At 45.8% G+C, this 21,940-nt stretch carries 16 protein-coding genes and 1 pseudogene; 8 read left to right on the forward strand and 9 right to left on the reverse strand.

Annotation, left to right across the window (positions count from 1 at the left end; translation table 11 throughout):
* Nucleotides 1-4: 4 nt before the first annotated feature.
* The 6 genes and pseudogenes from lapB to aroA all read right to left on the reverse strand — a co-directional run bounded on the left by lapB (nt 5) and on the right by aroA (nt 5,855).
* On the reverse strand, nt 5-1,165 hold the full coding sequence (gene lapB / locus AAA952_RS05785) for a lipopolysaccharide assembly protein LapB (protein ID WP_113940394.1): 1,161 nt from the start codon (nt 1,163-1,165) through the stop codon (nt 5-7).
* 1 nt (nt 1,166) lies between these two features.
* Complete coding sequence (locus AAA952_RS05790; RefSeq protein WP_263167349.1) at nt 1,167-1,442, reverse strand: LapA family protein; 276 nt, start codon at nt 1,440-1,442, stop codon at nt 1,167-1,169.
* Between the two features lie 122 nt (nt 1,443-1,564).
* On the reverse strand, nt 1,565-1,852 hold the full coding sequence (gene ihfB / locus AAA952_RS05795) for an integration host factor subunit beta (protein ID WP_006081718.1): 288 nt from the start codon (nt 1,850-1,852) through the stop codon (nt 1,565-1,567).
* A gap of 73 nt (nt 1,853-1,925) precedes the next feature.
* Nucleotides 1,926-3,596: pseudogene (rpsA, locus tag AAA952_RS05800) on the reverse strand (30S ribosomal protein S1); the annotation flags it as partial.
* A 99-nt stretch (nt 3,597-3,695) separates the two neighbouring features.
* Nucleotides 3,696-4,388, reverse strand: coding sequence for a (d)CMP kinase (gene cmk / locus AAA952_RS05805; RefSeq protein WP_220590307.1), 693 nt, complete (start codon nt 4,386-4,388; stop codon nt 3,696-3,698).
* 186 nt (nt 4,389-4,574) lie between these two features.
* Entirely contained in the window at nt 4,575-5,855 is a 1,281-nt protein-coding gene (gene aroA, locus AAA952_RS05810; RefSeq protein WP_338255237.1) for a 3-phosphoshikimate 1-carboxyvinyltransferase, read from the reverse strand.
* Nucleotides 5,856-6,290: 435 nt separating this feature from the next.
* Here aroA and AAA952_RS05815 point away from each other — a divergent pair, with 435 nt between their 5' ends.
* From AAA952_RS05815 to AAA952_RS05825, 3 genes are all read left to right on the forward strand, one after another.
* Nucleotides 6,291-7,481: an amino acid aminotransferase gene (locus AAA952_RS05815; protein WP_338255239.1), complete on the forward strand. Its 1,191-nt coding sequence runs from the start codon at nt 6,291-6,293 to the stop codon at nt 7,479-7,481.
* Nucleotides 7,482-7,855: 374 nt separating this feature from the next.
* Entirely contained in the window at nt 7,856-9,415 is a 1,560-nt protein-coding gene (locus AAA952_RS05820) for a YjjI family glycine radical enzyme (RefSeq protein WP_338255241.1), read from the forward strand.
* Entirely contained in the window at nt 9,387-10,283 is an 897-nt protein-coding gene (locus tag AAA952_RS05825; protein ID WP_338255243.1) for a YjjW family glycine radical enzyme activase, read from the forward strand. Before AAA952_RS05820 ends, AAA952_RS05825 begins: the two co-directional genes overlap by 29 nt.
* On the opposite strand, the gene AAA952_RS05830 is transcribed toward AAA952_RS05825, so the two are convergent.
* The 3 genes from AAA952_RS05830 to gyrA form a co-directional block, all read right to left on the reverse strand.
* Nucleotides 10,280-11,200 carry a LysR family transcriptional regulator gene (locus tag AAA952_RS05830; RefSeq protein WP_338255245.1) on the reverse strand — a complete coding sequence of 307 codons (921 nt, stop codon included), beginning with the start codon at nt 11,198-11,200 and terminating at the stop codon, nt 10,280-10,282. The two genes, AAA952_RS05825 and AAA952_RS05830, sit on opposite strands and share 4 nt — an antisense overlap.
* A gap of 357 nt (nt 11,201-11,557) precedes the next feature.
* Nucleotides 11,558-12,649 carry a 3-phosphoserine/phosphohydroxythreonine transaminase gene (gene serC / locus AAA952_RS05835; protein ID WP_131524063.1) on the reverse strand — a complete coding sequence of 364 codons (1,092 nt, stop codon included), beginning with the start codon at nt 12,647-12,649 and terminating at the stop codon, nt 11,558-11,560.
* Nucleotides 12,650-12,784: 135 nt separating this feature from the next.
* A complete protein-coding gene (gyrA, locus tag AAA952_RS05840; RefSeq protein ID WP_028759867.1) occupies nt 12,785-15,535 on the reverse strand; it encodes a DNA gyrase subunit A in 2,751 nt (916 codons plus the stop codon).
* Nucleotides 15,536-15,920: 385 nt separating this feature from the next.
* Here gyrA and ubiG point away from each other — a divergent pair, with 385 nt between their 5' ends.
* From ubiG to yfaE, 5 genes are all read left to right on the forward strand, one after another.
* On the forward strand, nt 15,921-16,631 hold the full coding sequence (gene ubiG, locus AAA952_RS05845) for a bifunctional 2-polyprenyl-6-hydroxyphenol methylase/3-demethylubiquinol 3-O-methyltransferase UbiG (RefSeq protein ID WP_028759866.1): 711 nt from the start codon (nt 15,921-15,923) through the stop codon (nt 16,629-16,631).
* 1 nt (nt 16,632) lies between these two features.
* On the forward strand, nt 16,633-17,304 hold the full coding sequence (locus tag AAA952_RS05850) for an HAD family hydrolase (protein WP_338255249.1): 672 nt from the start codon (nt 16,633-16,635) through the stop codon (nt 17,302-17,304).
* A gap of 502 nt (nt 17,305-17,806) precedes the next feature.
* Entirely contained in the window at nt 17,807-20,095 is a 2,289-nt protein-coding gene (gene nrdA, locus AAA952_RS05855) for a class 1a ribonucleoside-diphosphate reductase subunit alpha (RefSeq protein ID WP_105252559.1), read from the forward strand.
* A 74-nt stretch (nt 20,096-20,169) separates the two neighbouring features.
* Nucleotides 20,170-21,300: a class Ia ribonucleoside-diphosphate reductase subunit beta gene (gene nrdB / locus AAA952_RS05860; RefSeq protein ID WP_263172069.1), complete on the forward strand. Its 1,131-nt coding sequence runs from the start codon at nt 20,170-20,172 to the stop codon at nt 21,298-21,300.
* A 37-nt stretch (nt 21,301-21,337) separates the two neighbouring features.
* The gene (yfaE, locus tag AAA952_RS05865) at nt 21,338-21,763 is read left to right on the forward strand and encodes a class I ribonucleotide reductase maintenance protein YfaE (protein WP_338255252.1); all 426 of its coding nucleotides are present in this window, start codon (nt 21,338-21,340) and stop codon (nt 21,761-21,763) included.
* Nucleotides 21,764-21,940: the final 177 nt, after the last annotated feature.

A 21,940-nucleotide genomic window follows, 5' to 3' on the forward strand; every position in this document is an offset into this window, starting at 1 on the left:
TAGATTATTCGCCGTCTAGGCCTCGGATCCGTTTAATGCTGCCCCAGTTTTTACAGGAAGGACAATGCCAGTAAAGGGCATGGGAAGGAAAACCACACTCCTTACAACGGTAACTCGGACGGAATTTAATTTGTTGTTCAACAAGCTGCTCTAGCATAGTTAAACTTTGCTTAGCTTGCCCTTCTTCGGCTTGGCGCAAATGCATCTGCATCAAGTGTTGAAAACCTTTCATGGTCGGATGGCGATATAACGCATCGAGTACCATGGTCTCTGCCGCTTTAATCTCATCAAGACTTATCATGTGCTGCGCTAAGGCGACCACCACAGAAGCACCGGCGCCATCGGCCATGGCGCCCGCGAGTAATTCTTGAAAACCTTCTTTATCTTGAGTGTCGCGATAAACTTGTTTGGCCGTTGGAATTGCATCGGCAAAAAGCTCGATATCGGCTTTTTTCAGTTGCAGCAGCATTTGCTTACACTGGGCATAATCTTGAATATCGAGGAATTTTTTCGCTAGGGTCAATAATGCACGACCGCATTGGGGATCTTGCTTCAGCGCTTGCTGTAGCAGTTTAATTTTCTGCGCATCATCACTTGCCTCATCGGCTAACTGGCAATAGAAATGCGCCGTTAACGGCTTTAATACTTGCTGACGTTTACGACTCAAACGCTTAGTGATATCAATGGCTTTTTGCCACTCTTTAATCACTTGATAGATAGCAATCAGCTGTGTTTCAGATTCTTCACTGTGATCGTCTTGGCTGACCAAGTTGATAAAGATTTCTTCGGCTCTGTCGTAAAAACCTGCTGCTAGATAATCTTTACCCAGCTCCATCATAGCGATGTCACGCTGCTCATTAGTTAATGTAGGCCGCGCGATTAAATTTTGATGGATACGAATAGAGCGGTCGACCTCACCTCGCTTACGGAACAGCGAACCGAGTGACAGATGGGTATCTATGGTTTCATCGTCAACATCTAGCATACTGATAAACAAATCGACGGCTTTATCCGATTCGTTCGACAGTAAGAAATTGAGGCCAGTAAAATAATCCCGGCTCAATTGTTTACGTTGATTACTTTGATTCTGCCTTATGCTCCGTCGCCCCATATACCAGCCATAGGCGGCAGCAATGGGAAGCAACAGAAAGAGGATCTCAAGCATATTAGGCGTCTACATCCTGAGGGATTTTAGTGATCACTTGATTTAGTTTCTTTTTAGTTGCCGCTAAACTTAATTTCAAGCGGACAATATAGTAGCTAGCAAATAACCAACTCAAAATAAAACCAGCAAAAAAGACAATCGCTAAGACAACAGGTAAACGATATTCACCCTGTGCGACAAAATAGCTGATGGTCACCACTTGTTCGTTGCGCGCGCCAAAAATCAACGCCAGAATAAATAACAGTGCCACAAGCACAGTTGCTACAAATGATTTCACGCTGCACTCCCTAAACGCGTTTCAATTTAATGATTATCCAAGAAATTTACTAAGCTGACCAGCATTGCCTTGCAATCGATACAAAAAAGCCTCCTAACGGAGGCTTTTTACTATGCGGTCAATCACACATTAACGGCGTCAACACGCTCGCGCAGTTCTTTGCCTGGCTTAAAGTGCGGGACGTATTTACCTTCCAAATCGACTGATGAACCAGTCTTTGGATTACGGCCAGTCCGCGGTGCACGATAGTGAAGCGAGAAACTACCAAAGCCACGGATCTCAATACGATCACCGCTTTCTAATGTTGTTGCCATTTGCTCCAACATTTCTTTGATTGCGCCTTCAACCTCTTTCGCCGACAGCTGCGACTGCCTGGTGGCGAGTTTTTCGATAAGTTCAGATTTCGTCATCCTAGCTATCCCCTATTATCAAGCCAAACACAGTCGCCTAATGGGGAGAGATGTCTCCCCAAACAACAGGCGATTATTTACGAGCTGCTTTAAACGCTTCAGCCATTGCATTGCTAATAACAGCGTCATCTTGTTTGTTCAGAGTCGCCATTACTTCTTTCTCTTCAGCTTCGTCTTTCGCTTTGATTGACAGGCTGATAGAGCGGTTCTTACGGTCAACACCCATGAACTTAGCTTCGATTGCATCACCTACATTATAGACAGTAGATGCATCTTCGATACGCTCACGTGAAATGTCAGCTACACGGATGTAACCTTCAACAGTGTCAGCCAGTTCAACAGTCACACCTTTAGCATCAACAGCAGAAACAGTACCGTTTACGATAGTACCTTTCTTCTTGTCAGCCAAGTATGCGTTGAATGGATCATCTTCAGTTTGCTTAACACCTAAGCTGATGCGCTCACGCTCTGGATCTACAGACAGAACCACTGCATGGATTTCATCGCCTTTCTTGTATTCAGAAACTGCGTCTTCGCCAGTACCGTTCCAAGAAATGTCAGACAGGTGAACTAGACCATCGATACCGCCGTCAAGACCGATAAAGATACCGAAGTCAGTGATTGACTTGATCTTACCAGAAACCTTGTCGCCTTTGTTGTAACGAGTTGCGAAGTCATCCCATGGATTGGTCTTACATTGTTTCAGACCTAGAGAAATACGACGACGCTCTTCATCGATGTCCAGAACCAGAACTTCAACTTCATCACCTAAGTTAACCACTTTAGATGGGTGAATGTTCTTGTTAGTCCAATCCATTTCAGAAACGTGAACCAGACCTTCAACGCCTTCTTCGATTTCTACGAAGCAACCGTAGTCAGTTAGGTTAGTAACGCGACCAGTTAAACGTGTGTTTTCTGGGTAGCGTTTGCTGATTTCTAACCATGGATCTTCGCCAAGTTGTTTCAGACCTAGAGACACACGAGTGCGCTCACGATCGTACTTCAGTACTTTAACGTTGATTTCATCGCCAACATTGACGATTTCTGATGGATGTTTAACACGTTTCCACGCCATATCTGTGATATGTAGCAGACCGTCAACACCACCTAAATCTACGAATGCACCGTAGTCAGTCAGGTTCTTAACGATACCCTTAACTGCTTGACCTTCTTGCAGGTTTTCTAACAGTGCATCACGCTCAGCGCTGCTTTCTGATTCGATAACTGCACGACGAGAAACAACAACGTTGTTACGCTTCTGGTCTAGCTTGATAACTTTGAATTCTAATTCTTTGTACTCTAAGTGAGCGGTGTCGCGAACTGGGCGCACGTCAACTAGAGAACCTGGTAAGAAGGCACGGATACCGTTTAATTCAACAGTGAAACCGCCTTTAACTTTACCATTGATGATACCGATTACAGTTTCAGCATCTTCATAAGCTTTTTCCAGAACGATCCAAGCTTCATGACGTTTCGCTTTTTCGCGAGACAGTTGAGTCTCACCGAAGCCGTCTTCAACAGAGTCAAGAGCTACGTCAACTTCATCGCCAACTTGAATTTCTAAAACGCCTTGAGCGTTTTTGAATTGTTCAGCTGGGATTGGGCTTTCAGACTTCAGACCCGCGTCAACCAGTACCATACCGTTTTTGATTGATACAACAGTACCACGAACGATAGAGCCTGGACGGAATTCCAGAGTTTGAAGGGATTGTTCAAATAGATCAGCAAAAGATTCAGTCATGTTTAGGTTACTTTCTTTATTAAACCACTGTCCGTCCTAGACGTGGAGTCAGTCAAATTATCCGTATCATCCTTAATACGAATACCTATCCGGTGAGCTAACTTAGTTAGTGCCGGATAATTTTTGGTTGATAAAGTTAAGCGCAAGCGCTAACACTTCATCAATACCCTTTCCGCTTGTATCGATAATGAGCGCGTCCTCGGCGGGGACTAAAGGAGCCACCGGACGATTCATATCGCGGTCATCACGTTCGATAATTTCACTTAAAAGGCGCTCGATATTAACATCGAAGCCCTTGTCCTGCAACTGATTATAGCGTCTTTGGGCACGCTCTTCAGCTGAGGCGGTTAAATATAATTTTGCCGGCGCACTTGGGAAAACCACGGTTCCCATGTCGCGACCATCGGCAATTAATCCTGGCGCCGTTTTAAAGGCCCGTTGACGACGTAATAAGGCTTCTCTCACCCGTGGAAACGCGGCGACTTTCGAAGCGGCATTCGAGCACTCTTGAGTGCGAATATCGGTGGTGACGTCTTCACCTTCCAATATCACTTGAACCGGATCTTTATCATTGCCTGTTAGAAACTTCACATCGAGATGTGCCGCTAACAGCGTGATAGATTCTTCATTTTCCAGTTCAACGTTATGATGAATTGCTGCGAGCGCAAGAACTCGGTAAATAGCACCACTATCAAGTAGTTGCCAACCTAGATGCTGAGCCAATAATTGACTAATTGTACCTTTGCCAGCACCACTTGGGCCGTCGATTGTGACTACAGGAGCCCGTTCAGACATACATTCCTCCGCAAAAAATTACCATCATCCGTGAGTTCATCAAGTGAGCCCCCGAAAATGAGCGCGCCGCATTGTACAACAAAAGACAAACAAAATCCGTGGATTTTTTATGAAGATTAGCAGCCGCGCAAATACGGCTGACTATTCTTGACATCGCTTGTTGTTACAAAAACAAAACAGAATGACTTAGCCTTGCAGGCTCGCAAACTGCTTAAAGTAGTCAGGGAATGTTTTAGAAGTACAATCTGGATCATTGATGGTGATACCGCAATCGGCAAATGCCAGCATAGAAAAGCACATGGCCATGCGGTGATCGTTGTAGGTATCAATTTCAGCGGTGTTAATCACGGCTGGCGGGGTGATTTTAATGTAGTCATTCCCCTCTTCAACCTCGGCGCCCACTTTACGTAATTCCGTCGCCATAGCCGCTAACCGGTCGGTTTCTTTAATACGCCAGTTATAGATATTACGAATAACCGTCGTGCCTTTAGCAAATAACGCGGCCGTTGCAATGGTCATGGCCGCATCGGGAATATGGTTCATGTCTAAGTCGACGGCCGTTAATTGGGAGCCGCGGGCAATAATATAGTCATCGCCCCACTCGATATCTGCGCCCATTTTTTCGAGCACATCGGCAAATTTTACATCGCCTTGAATACTCAAACGGCCCACCCCCGTGACTTTGACTTCGCCGCCCTTAATCGCCCCTGCCGCGAGGAAATACGATGCCGATGACGCATCGCCCTCTACCAGTACTTTGCCTGGTGATATATAACGCTGGCCTGCAACAATCTCAAAACGCGCGTAGTCATGGTTAATGACTTTAACGCCGAACTGCGCCATCAAGGCGATAGTAATATCGATATAAGGCTTAGAGACTAACTCACCTTTGACATGGATATTGACGCTGCCCTTAGCAAGCGGCGCCACCATCAACAAAGCCGTTAAAAACTGGCTCGATAAATCGCCTGCAATTTCAACATCACCGCCATTAAGGCCAGTGGCATTAATCGTCAGCGGTGGGAAACCGTCATTTTTAAGGTAAACGACATTGGCACCGAGTTGCCTTAAGGCATCGACTAAATCGCCAATCGGACGCTCTTCCATACGTGGTTCGCCCGTGAGGGTAAATTCACCTTGGCCTAAGGTTAAGGCGGCGCATAAGGGGCGCATTGCGGTACCCGCATTGCCTAAAAACAATTCCTGTGCGGATGCTGAGGAAATCACGCCACCTAAACCATCGAGTTCACACACAGTATTGTTTTGCGATAAACGGTAGTTCACCCCTAACTGCTTGAGGGAGGCCAACATGTGGCGGATATCATCTGAATCGAGCAGATTGGTGAGCGTGGTCGTACCTTGGGCTAAGGTGGCCAATAATAAGGCTCGATTTGAAATACTTTTTGAGCCCGGAATATTGATTTCACCGCGGACTTGCACAACAGGTTCAAGACGTAATTGCTTCATGAATAAATCTTCTTTCTCTATAGGGCGTCATCATCACGATCACGCGGACTGAATACGCAAAATGGCAACTTCACGCTACAGCGCGTCAAGTTAAGATTACAAATAAAAGGAGATTGGGGCCTTGTTGGTGCTTCGTCGTTATAAAATTACCGATTGTCGCTAAGGATTCAACCGTTTTTTCGAGAAAAATGACATTTTGGTCAGATTATTTGCTGAGAACAGTGTAAAAATAACAAAAACGCAAAATTTAAGCGGTTAATTTATGATTTAACCGTATTTTTGGCAGGCTTTTTTGCCAAGATAACTGGCGTGTAATCACAGTTTTCACTTTAATTACTTTACCTTTCCGCGCTATTCTAACCTCCAAACGATAAATAACGCATATCTGATACGAACAATCACGTTTACACTATAACCAGAAAGGTAGATGGAGCTATGTTTAACTCACTCATCGCAATGCCAGCGGACCCCATCCTTGGCTTGTTAACTCAGTACCGCGAAGACTCTCACCCACAAAAAGTGGATTTAGGTGTGGGCGTTTATAAAGATCCTACCGGCGTTACCCCTATTTTAAGCTGCGTGAAAAAAGCGGAAAAATTCCGTCTCGATACCGAGACCACCAAAGTGTATATTGGCCCAACAGGCTCACCACAATTCAACACCTTGATGACGGAATTAGCCTTTGGTGCTGGCCACAGTGCCATTATCGCTAACCGTATCCGCACCGTTTCAACACCCGGTGGTACAGGCGCGCTGCGCGTGGCGGGTGACTTTATCAAACGCTGCAACCCAAATGCCGTGTTATGGGTAAGCGATCCAACTTGGGCAAACCATATCGGTTTATTCGAAGCGGCTGGCATTACTGTTAAAACCTATCCTTACTATGACTACGATAGAAAATCATTGAAATTTGATGAGATGCTTGCTGCATTATCGCAAGTGAGTCCTGATGATGTGGTGTTATTCCACGCCTGTTGCCATAACCCAAGCGGAATGGATTTAACCACAGAAGAATGGGATAAAGTGATTGCCCTGACTAAAGAGCAAGGCTTTACCCCACTGATTGACATGGCCTACCAAGGCTTTGGTGATGGCGTTGATATTGATGCCTACGGCGTGCGTCATATGGCGGCAGCGGTCGATAATATGATCCTGTGCAGCTCATGCTCGAAAAACTTCGGTTTGTACCGTGAGCGTATTGGTTCCTGCTCTGTGATTGCCAAAGATGCCAATACCGCCAATATCGCGCAATCGGTACTGCTTTATGTGGTTCGCTGCCTTTACTCTATGCCACCTGCCCATGGCGCAGCGATTGTTGAGACGATTTTAGGATCAAAAGAATTAACCCAAGAATGGCTTGATGAGCTGAAAGTGATGCGCGATCGCATCAACGGCAACCGCGCCATTTTAGTGGATAAACTTAAAGCCAACGGCGTAAACCGTGACTTTAGCTTTATCGCCCGCCAAAAAGGTATGTTCTCTTTCCTTGGGGTGGCTCCAGAGCAAGTGGCGCGCCTACAAAAAGAATTCAGCATCTATATGGTAGGTTCAAGCCGCATCAGTATTGCTGGGATCAGTGAAGATAACGTTGATTACTTAGCCCAATCGATTGCTAAAGTGCTTTAAGCCGCTGAGTTTATCTGCACCGCTCACTCTGCTGTATTCACTCAATAAAGGAATACAGCAGAGTTCACTTACCGCCTCAAGTGTTAAATTTTTTTAATCATCCCACCCGATAAGTTTTGGCAGTTCATTATCCTCTGTTTCATATCCCCAATATGACAAGCAAGGCCACGTCTCACTGTTCAAGCATTTATTTTTAATCGTAAAACCACATTCTAGCGATTTTGACATCGCGGCTTTATCGCAATAAGCCACAAATTGTGACCTCAGTCGGCGGATTTCCATTTCATTAATCAGGACTGCGGCTATTTTCACTTTTTAAAGCCAACGCCACTGAGTAGATTAGTGGTTATCATAGAACTTGTGGATGTTCAGCCATGTTATTACAAGATAAATTAGTGCAAATCGTCACCAACCCGCTGCTTTCACCCAAGCAAAAATCCAACTATTTAGCATTAGAAGCGGAAGCCAGTTTGCCCTATATGTCGATATCGCCCGAGGTAAAAGCGGCGATGAATGACGGTATTATTTGCGACATGTTTGAAGGCCATGCGCCGTTTAAACCACGCTATGTGTTGCCAGATTATGCCCGCTACCTTCAACAGGGCTCTGAATACTTAGAGTTATCAGCGGCAAAAAACTTGGACGAAGCTATCAATGCCTTAACGATTATGTATCACCACGTGCCATCGGTGACCAATATCCCCGTGTATTTAGGTCAGCTGGATGACATTTTGATGCCTTTCGTTGAAGGAATAGATGCGGAAGTCCTTTATCGTAAATTAAAGCTGTTCTGGATCATGCTCGACAGAACCCTGCCCGATGCCTTTATGCACGTGAATATTGGTCCTACAGATAACATCGTTTGCCGCACCCTACTGCGCATTGATGCAGAGTTAAAACAAGTTGCCCCCAATTTGACCTTTATGTACGACCCCGCCGTCACGCCGGATGAATTGTTGTTGCTTGCGACCACCAATATTTGTCAGTGCAGTAAGCCGCATATCGCGAATTACCCACTGCATGCCAGTGCGTTTGATGAGCGCGGTTTTGGTATAGTCAGTTGCTACAACGCGTTGCCGTTAGCGGGCGGCGCCAATACCTTAGTTCGACTTAATCTTAAAGAAGTTGCGTTAAAGGCCAATTCTATAAACGATTTTTTTGATACTGTATTGCCAAACTACTGCTCACTCACCTTTGAGCTCATTGAAGCGCGCTCGGCATTTTTGCATCAAGAATCACACTTCTTTGACAGCTTTTTAGTTAAAGAGCAATTGATCGATGAATCGCGCTTTGCACCCATGTTTGGTATTTACGGCATGGCAGAAGCCGTGAATATTCTGCGGACATTCACTGCAACTGATGCAACGAAGTTATCTCAACGAGATCAACACACTGACTATGGTCATCAGGCAGATGCAAATCAACTTGGCTACCGTATTTCTGCTGCGCTCGATGCCATAGTGAAATCCACACCCGTCGCACATGGTTACCATGGGCGGGCACTACTGCATTCACAGGGCGGTATTAGTATCGACAACGATGTGACTCCTGGCGTTCGCATCCCCTATGGCACTGAACCGAATCCCATCGCCCATATTCAAGCCCTAGCGCAACATCATCAGTATTATACGGCGGGGATTAGCGATATTTTGACCATAGATGAAACCGTGAAATCCAATCCTCAAGCCATGTTCCAACTGTGTAAAGCCGCGCTTGAGTTAGGTTTTAGGGAGTTTACCGCCAATGTCGCCTCTAACGATTTAATGCGCGTCACTGGCTATATGGTAAAACGCTCAGATATTGAAGCGTTTAAACAGTGCGGCTCGCGTCTCAATACCACAGGCTTAGCCGCAGAAGCTGCGGTTAATACGGGAATATTGCAACGACAAGCACGAGTTATCGCCCATGAACACTCCCCTTGTGTCTTTAAATAGACACGCTATTGTCAGTCAGCTATTGCCCTTTTCATGCGTCGACGGGCCTGGCAGCAGGCTCGTATTATTCCTGCAGGGCTGCAACTATCAATGCAAAAACTGCCATAATCCACATACCATAGGCTTATGTGATGCTTGTGGCGATTGTGTCACCACCTGCCCTGAAAATGCGCTGACATTGATGAGTCTCAATAATAAGCCTCACATTCAATGGGATAGTGAGCGTTGTAGCCAATGCGATACTTGTCTTACCGTATGCCCGAAACAAGCGAGCCCTAAGGTCAGTCGTTACACAGTCGAGGAGATACTGACGATTCTCCATAGTCAGCGTCACTTTATTAATGGTATTACGGTTAGCGGCGGCGAAGCGAGTCTGCAACTGCCGTTTATTATTGCGTTGTTTCAAGCGATTAAGGCCTCAAAGCCGTTATCACACCTGACTTGCATGCTCGACACCAATGGCAGTTTAAGTCTAACGGGATGGCATAAACTGCTGCCGTTTTTAGATGGCGCTATGGTGGATCTTAAAGCGTGGCAGCAAGATACCCATAGGTATATTACCGGTCGTGATAACCATGCCGTGTTCAAATCAATCCAGTTATTGGCTAAACAGCAAAAACTGTATGAGGTGAGATTGCTGCACATTCCGAGCATCACGGATTATGAGGAAGAAATAGACGCGCTAGCGACCTATTTACTTCTGCTAGACCCAGATACACGAGTTAAGTTAAATGCCTTTCACCATCATGGTGTTGTCGATGAAGCACTCAATTGGCCAAGCTGTAAACAAGCCGATATTGAACGCTTAGCCGCAACGCTTGCAAAGCGAGGCGTAACCAATCTCGTGTTACCTTCCATATACCTTTAACGACTGCAAAGCAAAATTTGCTCATAAAGCCAGCGTAGTGCGGGATCTTTCATGCTTTGACTATGCCAAACTAGGCTGTAAGCCACTTTGCCATATTCTATGGGTAAAGATTTAATCGTTAAGCCTTGAGCTTGGCTAGCGATGGATGCCCAGCGGCGCGAGCAGGTAAAGAGCAACTCACTGTGATGGCACATTAACGCCGCACTGCCAAAGTCTGGGACCGAAATGGGAACGGCACGTTTTTTAGATTGCTGGGCGAGCAAAATATCAAAAAAAGGCGTACTGAGATCCGTATCGGTAATGCCAATATGGCTAAAACTCAGGTAATCATCGAAGCTGATATGCGGCTGTTTAGCCAAGGGATGGGATGAATTCATCAGGCAGATCATTTCATCGCTAAATAAGGTTTCCCACACCAGATCGTCTTGAAGAGGATTAGGTTGACTCAGATCATGGGGTAACAGCACAAAGTCTAATGTACCTTTAAGCAATCCATCAAAACCAATATTGTCTTTACTGTAAATATCGAGGCGGATATTAGGAGCCAAGCTCAGAATATGGGCGCTAAGTTTGGCGGCCAGCAGTTCAAAGGTACTTTCGCGCATCGCAAGCGAAAAATGCCCCTCAAAATGAGCAGGGTTAAACGCATCCTGACTCATGATCTGATTCATATCATTGATCATTTGCTGCACGCTTGGGCCTAATCGTCTTGCCAATGGGGTTGCTACCAGTGAGTTGCCGTTACGATAGAACAGTTCATCGTTCAAGCTGTCCCTGAGCTGGCTTAAGGTTTTACTGACGGATGAGGGACTTAAACATAAACGTTCGGCGCTGGCGGTTACGCTCAAGGTATCGAGCATCACATGCAAAGTGATCAAATGCTTCATACTAATCCGCGAAAGCTTGGCCAAATCCATCGGTGACATCCTATTGATTTATCGTGTACACGCATTTAAAGATACGTTCTTTTAATCATGATAAACAATAGCATACAACTAACCCAGCATCTTATTCAGTAATGCGCGTCAGCTCACAGGCTTTCTCACAGCGAGTGTTCTTGAAGGCATCTGGTCTCAACGTCATCTTGCTTAACGCTATTGTCGATAAATTAAAGCTAACAAAAAAACGAATGCATTTGAGCATTCGCTTTTGGGATGTCTCACTTGAGATGGCTAACTGATGATCAACATTCAATAAGCATAACGTTGATATTCAGGCAGAAAAGCCTAGACGCTAAGCGTCGCAAGCTAATGAGTGACTCAATACAGCTAAGCCTAGCTATGTTTGTTTGCAAACTCATTCATAAACTTGACCAAAGCAACTACACCATCGAGTGGCATTGCATTATAGAGGCTAGCACGCATACCCCCTACGATACGATGGCCCTTTAAGGCTACGAGTCCAGCTATTTGGGCTTGCTTTAGGAACTCACTATCGAGTGCTTCGTTGACTAATTGGAAAGTCACGTTCATTTGTGAGCGGTTCGCTGCAACAACCCCATTACGGTAGAAAGCATTACCATCAATGCATTGATATAACATCTGCGCTTTTTGTTGATTAATTTTTGCAATACTCGCAATGCCGCCAATGGACTTAAGCCAAGCAAAGACTTCAGCGGCGAGATACCAAGCAAAGGTTGGCGGTGTGTTGAACATAGAGTCATGCTCAACGGCTAAACGATAGTCCATGATGGACGACTGCGGTAAACTCGGCAGTTTTAACATGTCATCGCGCACTATCACTATCGACAGACCCGATGGACCTATGTTCTTTTGTGCGCCAGCGTAAATCAAACCGTAGCGGCTGACGTCGATTTCACGTGACATAATGGTTGACGATAAATCGGCAACAATTGGCCAAGGTGAGTCTAATTCATCAAAAATTTCGATACCATCTACTGTCTCATTAGGGCAGTAGTGAACATAGCGATAATCGGCATCGATTTTATGTAAATCAGGCAAGACAACCGCATTGAGTCCATTGTGTTTTTCAACAATATTCAAGCTATCAATCTGCGCTTCACCCACGAGCTTTTGTGCTTCGGCTAATGCGGCAGATGACCATTGACCACTGACTAAATACAGAGCTCGGCCATGATTACCTAAAAAATTATTCACAACAGCGGAGAACTGTCCACGACCACCGCCGTGCATAAATAGCACATGGTAATTTGTGGGGATCTGCATCAGTTCACGTAAATCGGACTCGGCTTGTTGTGTAAGCGCGATGAACTCTTTACTTCGGTGGCTGATTTCCATCACGGAAACGCCTTGGCCATTCCAATCAAGTAATTCCTGTTGTGCTTTTTTCATTACCGCTGCGGGTAACATTGCAGGTCCAGCACAGAAATTATAAATCGCGCTCACTGACACTCTCCTTAATCCCAACCATGATGTAGGTATTGATAAATACGAAACCATTCTAAAACGAACAATGCTATCAACATCAATGCCATTAAAAAAACGAGCGTCCAATTGGACGCTCGTTAATATGACACTTAATTACTCTTCGTCTTGCTCATCATCAGCAAGCTCGTCTTCATCTTCGTCCAACTCTTCTTCGTCATCCAGCGCTTCTTCAAGCGCCTCGTCGGCTAATTCACCTTCGATAATGACAGGAACAATCGGTAAACCGTTTTCATCCAGCTCGACTTCATCTTCTTCAGTTTGGATTTCGTCGATACGTTGTAGGCCGACCACTTTCTCGTCGCCCGCAGTACGGATAATCGTTACACCTTGAGTGTTACGGCCAATGATAGACACGCCGCTCGCAGGTGTACGCACTAAGGTACCTTTATCACTGATGAGCATCAGTTCGTCGTTAAGACCGACTTGAACAGCCCCAACAACAGCGCCGTTACGTTCGCTCACCTTGATTGAAACCACACCTTTAGTCGCACGGCTCTTCGCAGGATATTCAGACAGCTGCGTCCGTTTACCGTAACCGTTTTCAGTCACAGTCAGAATCGCGCCATCGCCTTTGGGTACGATAAGCGACACGACTTTTTGACCTTCTTCTAAACGGATACCACGAACGCCTGTTGCAGTACGGCCCATAGGACGTAAGGACAAGACTTCTTCACCGGTTTCAGGATCGGTTTTTACTTCGCCGGTTTCAGAATCACGAACTTTCTCACCAAAGCGAACCACTTTACCTTCGTTCGAGAACAACATGATTTCGTCATCACCGTTAGTGATATCGACACCGATCAGTTGGTCACCGTCTTTGAGGTTAACGGCGATAATACCGTTTGCACGTGGATTGCTATAAGCAGTTAGTGCGGTTTTCTTCACAGTACCGTGTGAGGTCGCCATGATGATGTACTTGTCCGCAGCGTATTCACGTACTGGCAGAATCGCAGTAATGCGCTCGCCATCGGATAACGGCAACAAGTTAACAATTGGACGACCACGGGCCGTACGGCTCGCTAATGGCAGTTGATACACTTTGAGCCAGTACATCTTACCAAAATCAGAGAAGCACAAAATGGTATCATGGGTATTGGCAACTAACAGCTTCTCGACGAAATCTTCGTCTTTCACTTTCGTCGCGGCTTTACCTTTACCACCACGGCGCTGGGCTTGGTAATCGGTCAATGGTTGATACTTGGCATAACCTAAGTGCGACAGTGTTACCACAACGTCTTCTTCGTTGATCAAGTCTTCAAGACTCATATCGACTTCGTTGGCATTGATCACTGTACGGCGCGCATCACCATATTCTTCAAGGATTTGAACTAATTCTTCCTTGATCACTTCCATCAAACGCTCAGGACTGCGCAAAATAAACAGCAGACCCGCGATAAATTCGAGCAGTTCTTCGTATTCGGCGATGATCTTATCGTGCTCAAGACCGGTTAAACGGTGCAAACGCAGTTCCAGAATGGCCTGAGCTTGTTGCTCAGTCAGGAAGTATTGACCGTCACGAATACCGTATTGTGGCTCTAACCACTCTGGACGCGCGGCGTCATCGCCCGCTTTTTCCAGCATGCCTTGAACGTGGCCTAATTCCCAACCTTGCTCAACCAATTTCACTTTGGCATCCGCAGGCGTTGGTGAGGCTTTGATCAGTGCAATAATCGGGTCAATGTTAGCCAGTGCAACCGCCAGCGCTTCCAAAATATGGGCACGCTCACGGGCTTTACGCAGTTCAAATACGGTACGACGCGTCACCACTTCACGGCGATGCAGAATAAAGCATTCGAGCATTTCTTTAAGGTTAAACAGTTTAGGCTGACCATTGGTCAGGGCCACCATGTTAATCCCGAAAGAACACTGCATTTGCGTTTGAGCATAAAGGTTATTTAGTACAACCTCGCCCACTTCACCGCGCTTAATTTCGATAACGATACGCATACCGTCTTTATCAGACTCGTCGCGTAGGCCGCTGATCCCTTCAAGCTTTTTATCTTTAACCAGCTCGGCAATCTTCTCGATTAAACGGGCTTTGTTCACTTGATACGGGATTTCAGTGACGATAATGCGCTCACGGCCATTATCTTCGGTTTCCACATCTGCCAGAGCACGCATGATCGCGCGGCCACGGCCAGTTTTATAGGCATCAATAATACCTTTACGGCCATTGATAATCGCTGCAGTGGGGAAATCCGGACCAGGAATGTATTCCATCAACTGTTCAATCGACAGTGAGGGTTCTTCAATCAATGCCAAACAGCCTTTCACGACTTCCGTTAGGTTGTGTGGTGGGATGTTGGTTGCCATACCCACGGCAATACCCGATGAACCGTTAATTAACAGGTTAGGTACGCGTGTAGGTAATACAGCTGGGATCTGTTCTGTGCCGTCGTAGTTAGGGACGAAATCCACTGTCTCTTTTTCAAGATCAGCCAGTAATTGGTGCGCTAACTTATCCATACGGATTTCGGTATAACGCATTGCCGCCGCTGAGTCACCGTCGACCGAACCGAAGTTACCTTGGCCGTCTACTAAGGTGTAACGCAGTGAGAATGGCTGGGCCATACGGACGATAGTGTCATAAACAGCAGAATCACCATGGGGGTGATATTTACCGATGACGTCACCGACCACACGGGCAGATTTTTTGTAAGGCTTGTTCCAATCGTTCTTCAATTCACTCATGGCAAACAGAACACGGCGATGAACCGGCTTTAAGCCGTCGCGCACGTCTGGTAATGCACGTCCCACGATAACGCTCATGGCGTAATCAAGGTACGAATTCTTTAGTTCGTCTTCGATATTAATTGGCGAAATAGATGATGCCAGATCAGTCATAAACTGCTCGTTCCCCTGAAAAATAGCCGACAACGTATAATCCGTATCATTGCCTAGCCCAAAAACGTGATTTGGCATTCTAACACAGTTATTTAATGTCGCCAGACCTATCATTATCGAATTGAGAGTCTGGTGGCTTAATAGATGAAAACACTGTCAATTTGGTCGTTTGTGCGATAAACAAGCGTTGAAATTCACGGCTTACGATGAGGAAAAATCGTCAAAGGGATAAAGTAAAAGGTCGATACGGAGCACAACAATTAACATAAAAGCAGATAACTGCTGAAAATTCACTCAACCACAAGGGCTTAGCTCAGTCGAGCACTTTGTTTATCAAACATAGTCGTTATAATAGCCGCACAATACAGCTTCTTCAGGTAATAGCATGCATCAGAATACCAATGTAGACCCACAGGAAATCGCAAAGTTTGAACGTATGGCCGAAACTTGGTGGGATCTCAACGGCGAATTTAAGCCGCTGCATCTATTAAACCCGCTGCGCTTAAACTATATCGATCAAACCGCAGGCGGTATTTTCGGCAAGAAAGTGCTCGATGTCGGCTGTGGTGGCGGCATTTTGTCTGAAAGCATGGCCCGCATCGGCGCCGAGGTTGATGGCTTAGATATGGGTGATGAGCCCCTAGAAGTCGCGCGCCTGCATGCCCTCGAAACGGGCGTGAGCATTAATTATGTAAAAAATACCGCCGAGGCCCACAGCCAAGATCATCAAGCCTATTACGATGTGGTGACCTGCATGGAAATGCTCGAACATGTACCCGATCCACAATCTGTGATTAAAGCATGCTGTGACATGGTCAAACCCGGTGGTCATGTGTTTTTCTCCACCATCAACCGCAACATTAAATCCTACGTGCACACCATTTTAGGTGCGGAATATTTGCTAAAAATGCTGCCAGTTGGCACCCACGAGCATAAAAAATTCATTAAGCCTTCGGAGCTGATTGAGCTAGTAGATAATACCGATCTTATCTGTACCGATGCCTTAGGGGTAAGCTACAACCCATTGACGGGCATTTTTAAGTACACGCCTAAGGTTGATGTGAATTACATGATAGCGACGCGTAAGGTTGATTAATATGAGTCTGGCACAGATCAAAGGCGTACTGTTCGATCTCGATGGCACCTTAGCCGATACCGCGCCGGATCTGGTGCAAGCCCTCAATTTAAGTCTTCAAGACATCGGCATTGCCGCGCAGCCGTTAGCGGCCATGCGCTACGCCGCATCCCACGGCAGTTTTGCCTTAGTCGATGCAGCGATCCCTGATGCGGCAGAAGATCTTCGGTCTCAAGTACAGCAAGGACTGCTCGCCCACTATCAGCGCATAAATGGCGATCATTGTGCGCTATTTACAGGCATAGCGGCATTACTCGACTGGCTCGAGTTAACTCAGTTGCCGTTTGGGGTGATCACCAACAAGCCAGCCCGGTTTACCCGTCCCTTATTGCGAAAACTGAATTTACACTTGCGTATGCCCGTTATCATTAGTGGCGATTCTACAAAACACCCAAAACCCCACACTGCACCTATGCTGTTAGGCGCACAACAGCTGAACTGTGCTCCAGAACACATTTTGTATCTTGGGGATGCCGAGCGAGATTTGCTCGCGGCCAAGGCTGCTGGCATGTTAGGCGGCGTTGCCCTATGGGGTTATCTGGGCGTGAACGACAAGCCGTTGCAATGGCCAGCGCACGCGCATTTTGCGAGCCCAACTGAGCTACATCAAGCACTAATCGAAGCATTGGCTTAACAACATCAACCAAAAACAGCGCCTACAATGCTCACGAATAAGGCATCCAATACGTAACTTCACTGACGAACATCAGTGTGTCAGCATACTATTTATGACCCACGGAAAAAGTCAGGCGGATAAAAGATCGGCACTCGTGAGCGATCGCGATCTAAAGAAAAGATCGCCTAAAAATCCCCCATGAGTGTGACACGCTAACCTGAAATTGAGCTTCAAGGTTAGTCGTTACTAACGCAAAATTTTATCCTCACGTTATCCACAAGATGTCCCCTGAATTCAGACTTGCAAATAGGGGCAAACCTCACTATCTTGTATCCCATATAATTTAAAACACCATATCTTGTGTATAGGTAACAATCAGACACACTAGAAGCTCGCCGCTTAATTGACTCGTTTGTAACCAGTCAGCTGTATTTAAGGGACGATTATTGATTGTTTTACAAGGATACGTACGGTGATTTTGCTCACCTAAATACATATAAGAACCAAGGCCTATCTCCAAATGAATAGCACTATGACAGTCACAAAACGCTGTGGCGATCGTGAGAATATCGATCTCGAAAAAATACACCGCGTAATTACTTGGGCAGCCAAGGGATTAAAAAACGTTTCTGTTTCGGAAGTTGAACTTCGCTCGCACCTACAGTTTTTCGATGGCATCCCAACCGAAGCTATCCATGAAACCATTATCAAGGCTGCGGCGGATTTAATTTCTCCAGAATCACCGGACTATCAGTTCCTCGCTGCCCGTTTAGCGGTGTTTCATTTGCGTAAGAAGGCCTTCGGTCAGTTCGAACCGCCCGCATTGTATGCTCACGTGACTAAATTGGTTGAGCTGGGTAAATACGATCAACACATTTTAAGAGATTACACCCGCGAAGAGCTGGATGTGATGGATACCTATATCGACCATTGGCGCGATATGGATTTTTCCTACGCTGCGGTAAAACAGCTTGAAGGCAAATATTTAGTTCAAAACCGTGTGACCCACGAAATCTATGAGAGCGCGCAGTTCCTTTACATTTTGGTCGCGGCTTGCTTGTTTGCCCGTTATCCAAAAGAGACGCGCCTGAAATACGTTAAAGATTTCTATGACGCGGTATCAACTTTTAAACTGTCGCTGCCAACGCCAATTATGGCCGGTGTGCGCACCCCAACGCGTCAGTTTAGCTCTTGCGTACTGATCGAATGTGGTGACAGCTTAGATTCTATCAACGCGACCGCTTCGTCTATCGTGAAATACGTCAGCCAACGTGCGGGTATCGGTATTAACGCCGGTCGTATTCGCGCCTTAGGGAGCCCAATCCGTGGTGGTGAAGCCTTCCACACAGGTTGTTTACCTTTCTATAAGTATTTCCAAACCGCAGTGAAGTCGTGTTCTCAAGGCGGCGTGCGTGGCGGTGCTGCGACCCTGTTCTACCCTATTTGGCACTTAGAAGTCGAATCTCTACTGGTATTGAAAAATAACCGCGGCGTCGAAGACAACCGTATCCGTCATTTAGACTACGGTGTGCAGTTGAACAAAGTCATGTATCAACGTCTGATCAAAGGCGAAAACATCAGTTTATTTAGCCCATCTGACGTACCTGGCTTGTACGATGCTTTCTTTGAAGATCAAAACGAATTCGAACGTTTATATCTGCAATATGAGCAAGACAGCAGCATTCGTAAGAAAACGATAAAAGCCGTTGAGCTGTTTTCACTGATGATGCAAGAGCGTGCCTCAACGGGCCGTATCTACATTCAGAACGTGGATCACTGCAACACTCACAGCCCGTTTGATTCAAAAGTCGCGCCGATCAGACAGTCTAACCTGTGTCTTGAAATCGCCCTGCCGACTAAACCATTAAACAACATCGATGATCCAGAAGGTGAAATCGCGCTTTGTACGCTGTCAGCACTTAACTTAGGTTCTATCAAAGAGTTATCTGATATTGAGCCATTAGCCGACCTCGCCGTACGCGCACTGGATAATCTATTGGATTATCAAGATTACCCTATCAAGGCCGCTCAAATTGCCTCGATGAATCGCCGTACTTTAGGCATAGGCGTGATCAACTTCGCTAACTATTTAGCGAAAAACGGCATGAAGTATTCCGATGGTAGCGCGAACGCTTTAACCCACAGAACCTTCGAAGCGATTCAGTACTATTTACTGAAAGCCTCAATGAACTTAGCCAAAGAGCAAGGTGCATGTCCGTTATTCCACGAGACCACTTACTCTCAAGGTATTTTGCCAATCGATACCTACAAACGTGACTTGGATAAAATTTGTGCCGAACCATTGCACTTAGACTGGGAATCACTGCGTAGCGATATCAAGCAATATGGCCTGCGTAACTCAACGCTGTCGGCATTAATGCCATCAGAAACCTCGTCGCAAATCTCCAATGCGACCAATGGTATTGAGCCACCACGTGGCCTTATCAGCGTGAAATCGAGCAAAGACGGTCAGCTAAAACAAGTGGTACCAGATTTCGATACACTGAAAGATAGCTATGAATTGCTGTGGAAAATGCCAAGTAACGACGGTTACTTACAGCTAGTGGGTATTATGCAGAAATTCGTTGACCAAGCGATTTCGGCTAACACTAACTACGATCCTTCACGTTTTGAAGGCCGTAAAGTACCCATGCAAACCCTGCTGAAAGATTTGCTCAATGCTTACAAGTTAGGTGTTAAAACGCTTTACTACCATAACACTCGCGATGGTGCGTCGGATTCACACGATGACATCACCAATTTAGAGAAAGAAGATGACGGTTGCGCCGGCGGCGCATGTAAAATCTAGTCTTTAACTTTAACGTTAACGGTTTTATAGGGATCCCTATTTAGTGGATCCCTATCCATTGGAAAAATAGCACCATGGCCTACTCTACCTTCTGTCAAACACCCAACGATGCCACCCGTGAACCTATGTTTTTTGGTCAATCGGTCAACGTGGCGCGCTACGATCAACAAAAATATGAAGTGTTCGAAAAACTGATAGAAAAGCAGTTATCTTTCTTTTGGCGCCCAGAAGAAGTAGACGTCAGTCGCGATAAGATTGACTACGGTGCATTGCCTGATCATGAAAAACACATCTTTATTTCGAACCTGAAATACCAAACCCTACTCGACTCGATTCAAGGTCGCTCACCCAATGTGGCCTTTTTGCCGCTGGTATCACTGCCTGAATTAGAAACCTGGATTGAGACTTGGTCTTTCTCTGAGACGATTCACTCGCGCTCATACACCCACATCATTCGTAATATCGTTAACGATCCTTCAGTGATCTTCGACGATATCGTCGTGAACAAAGAAATATTAAGCCGTGCGACCGATATCGCCGCTTATTACGATCACTTGATCCAACTGACTCAGATATTCCATTTACTCGGTGCAGGAACCCATGTTATCGATGGCAAAGAAGTCATAGTCAATACCCGCACCCTGAAAAAAGCCTTGTACCTATGCATGATGTCAGTCAACGCCCTAGAAGCTATTCGTTTCTATGTTAGCTTTGCCTGCTCATTTGCCTTTGCTGAACGTAAACTGATGGAAGGTAACGCGAAAATCATTCGCCTTATTGCCCGTGATGAAGCCTTACACTTAAACAGCACTCAGCATATTTTAAGCATCATGCAAGGCGGTAAAGACGATCCAGAAATGGGTGAAATTGCTGCAGAATGCCAACAGGAAGCTTTCGATTTATTCTTCAAAGCCGCAGAGCAAGAAAAAGAATGGGCCAAATACCTGTTCAAAGACGGCTCTATGATAGGTTTGAATGAACAGATCCTGTGCCAATACGTTGAGTTTATTACTAATCAACGCATGAAGTCGGTGAATCTACCGCAACCATACCCAGAAATAACCAATCCATTACCTTGGATGAAAAACTGGTTAGAAAGCGATGCAGTGCAAGTTGCACCACAGGAAGTTGAAGTCTCTTCATACCTTGTCGGCCAAATCGACTCCGCGGTTGATGGTGATGAGTTCCTCGACTTCGATCTCTAAGACGCTCAAAAGTGACATTAAAAATGGCATTGCAACAGTGACATCGAAAAAACGACCACAAAACCTGTTTGCGAAGGCGCCAATCGTGCGCCTTCAAGGTCAACCTGTGTTGCTCTTTACCGAGCAACAAGGCACCTTGTTGCAAGCGCTCGAGGCAAAAAACGTCAAAATCTTCTCAGAATGCCGCAACGGTTTCTGCGGTGCCTGCAAAACACGCGTCATCAGCGGAAAAGTCAGCTACTTAAACGAACCCTTAGCCGAACTTAAACATGATGAATGTTTGCCCTGCTGCTGTGTGCCAACCGAAGATTTAGAGCTGGACTTATCACCTGAAGGTGCAGCGGTGGTCACCTATACGTGTCAATCTCATCAGAATAAAGCCAGTTTGGCTAAGCCAAAGCAAACACAAAATGTAGCAAGTGACACACGCACGCAGAAACAGGCAGTGTTTGAAGACTCATAACGGCAAAACTCGATTGTTCAATAAGCTGCTTTAAACAAGATGTGGCGTTAAAACCCAAAATCGCTTTAAAACAAAAATGAGCTTTTAAACAAAGAGTAGCTTTAAGACAAACAGCCCCTTTCAATACAGCCTTATTCAATCCGCGCCATTAGATACCAAACGTTTTAAAACCCACTA

It is taken from the genome of Shewanella sp. M-Br (assembly GCF_036245925.1).
Lineage (GTDB): Bacteria > Pseudomonadota > Gammaproteobacteria > Enterobacterales > Shewanellaceae > Shewanella > Shewanella oncorhynchi.

Bases quoted from the DNA above. Each gene is read 5' to 3' on its own strand.
- lapB (WP_113940394.1), bottom strand. From the start codon at position 1,165: ATGCTTGAGATCCTCTTTCTGTTGCTTCCCATTGCTGCCGCCTATGGC.
- ihfB (WP_006081718.1), bottom strand. From the start codon at position 1,852: ATGACGAAATCTGAACTTATCGAAAAACTCGCCACCAGGCAGTCGCAG.
- cmk (WP_220590307.1), bottom strand. From the start codon at position 4,388: ATGTCTGAACGGGCTCCTGTAGTCACAATCGACGGCCCAAGTGGTGCT.
- aroA (WP_338255237.1), bottom strand. From the start codon at position 5,855: ATGAAGCAATTACGTCTTGAACCTGTTGTGCAAGTCCGCGGTGAAATC.
- AAA952_RS05815 (WP_338255239.1), top strand. From the start codon at position 6,291: ATGTTTAACTCACTCATCGCAATGCCAGCGGACCCCATCCTTGGCTTG.
- AAA952_RS05820 (WP_338255241.1), top strand. From the start codon at position 7,856: ATGTTATTACAAGATAAATTAGTGCAAATCGTCACCAACCCGCTGCTT.
- AAA952_RS05825 (WP_338255243.1), top strand. From the start codon at position 9,387: ATGAACACTCCCCTTGTGTCTTTAAATAGACACGCTATTGTCAGTCAG.
- AAA952_RS05830 (WP_338255245.1), bottom strand. From the start codon at position 11,200: ATGGATTTGGCCAAGCTTTCGCGGATTAGTATGAAGCATTTGATCACT.
- gyrA (WP_028759867.1), bottom strand. From the start codon at position 15,535: ATGACTGATCTGGCATCATCTATTTCGCCAATTAATATCGAAGACGAA.
- ubiG (WP_028759866.1), top strand. From the start codon at position 15,921: ATGCATCAGAATACCAATGTAGACCCACAGGAAATCGCAAAGTTTGAA.
- AAA952_RS05850 (WP_338255249.1), top strand. From the start codon at position 16,633: ATGAGTCTGGCACAGATCAAAGGCGTACTGTTCGATCTCGATGGCACC.
- nrdA (WP_105252559.1), top strand. From the start codon at position 17,807: ATGAATAGCACTATGACAGTCACAAAACGCTGTGGCGATCGTGAGAAT.
- nrdB (WP_263172069.1), top strand. From the start codon at position 20,170: ATGGCCTACTCTACCTTCTGTCAAACACCCAACGATGCCACCCGTGAA.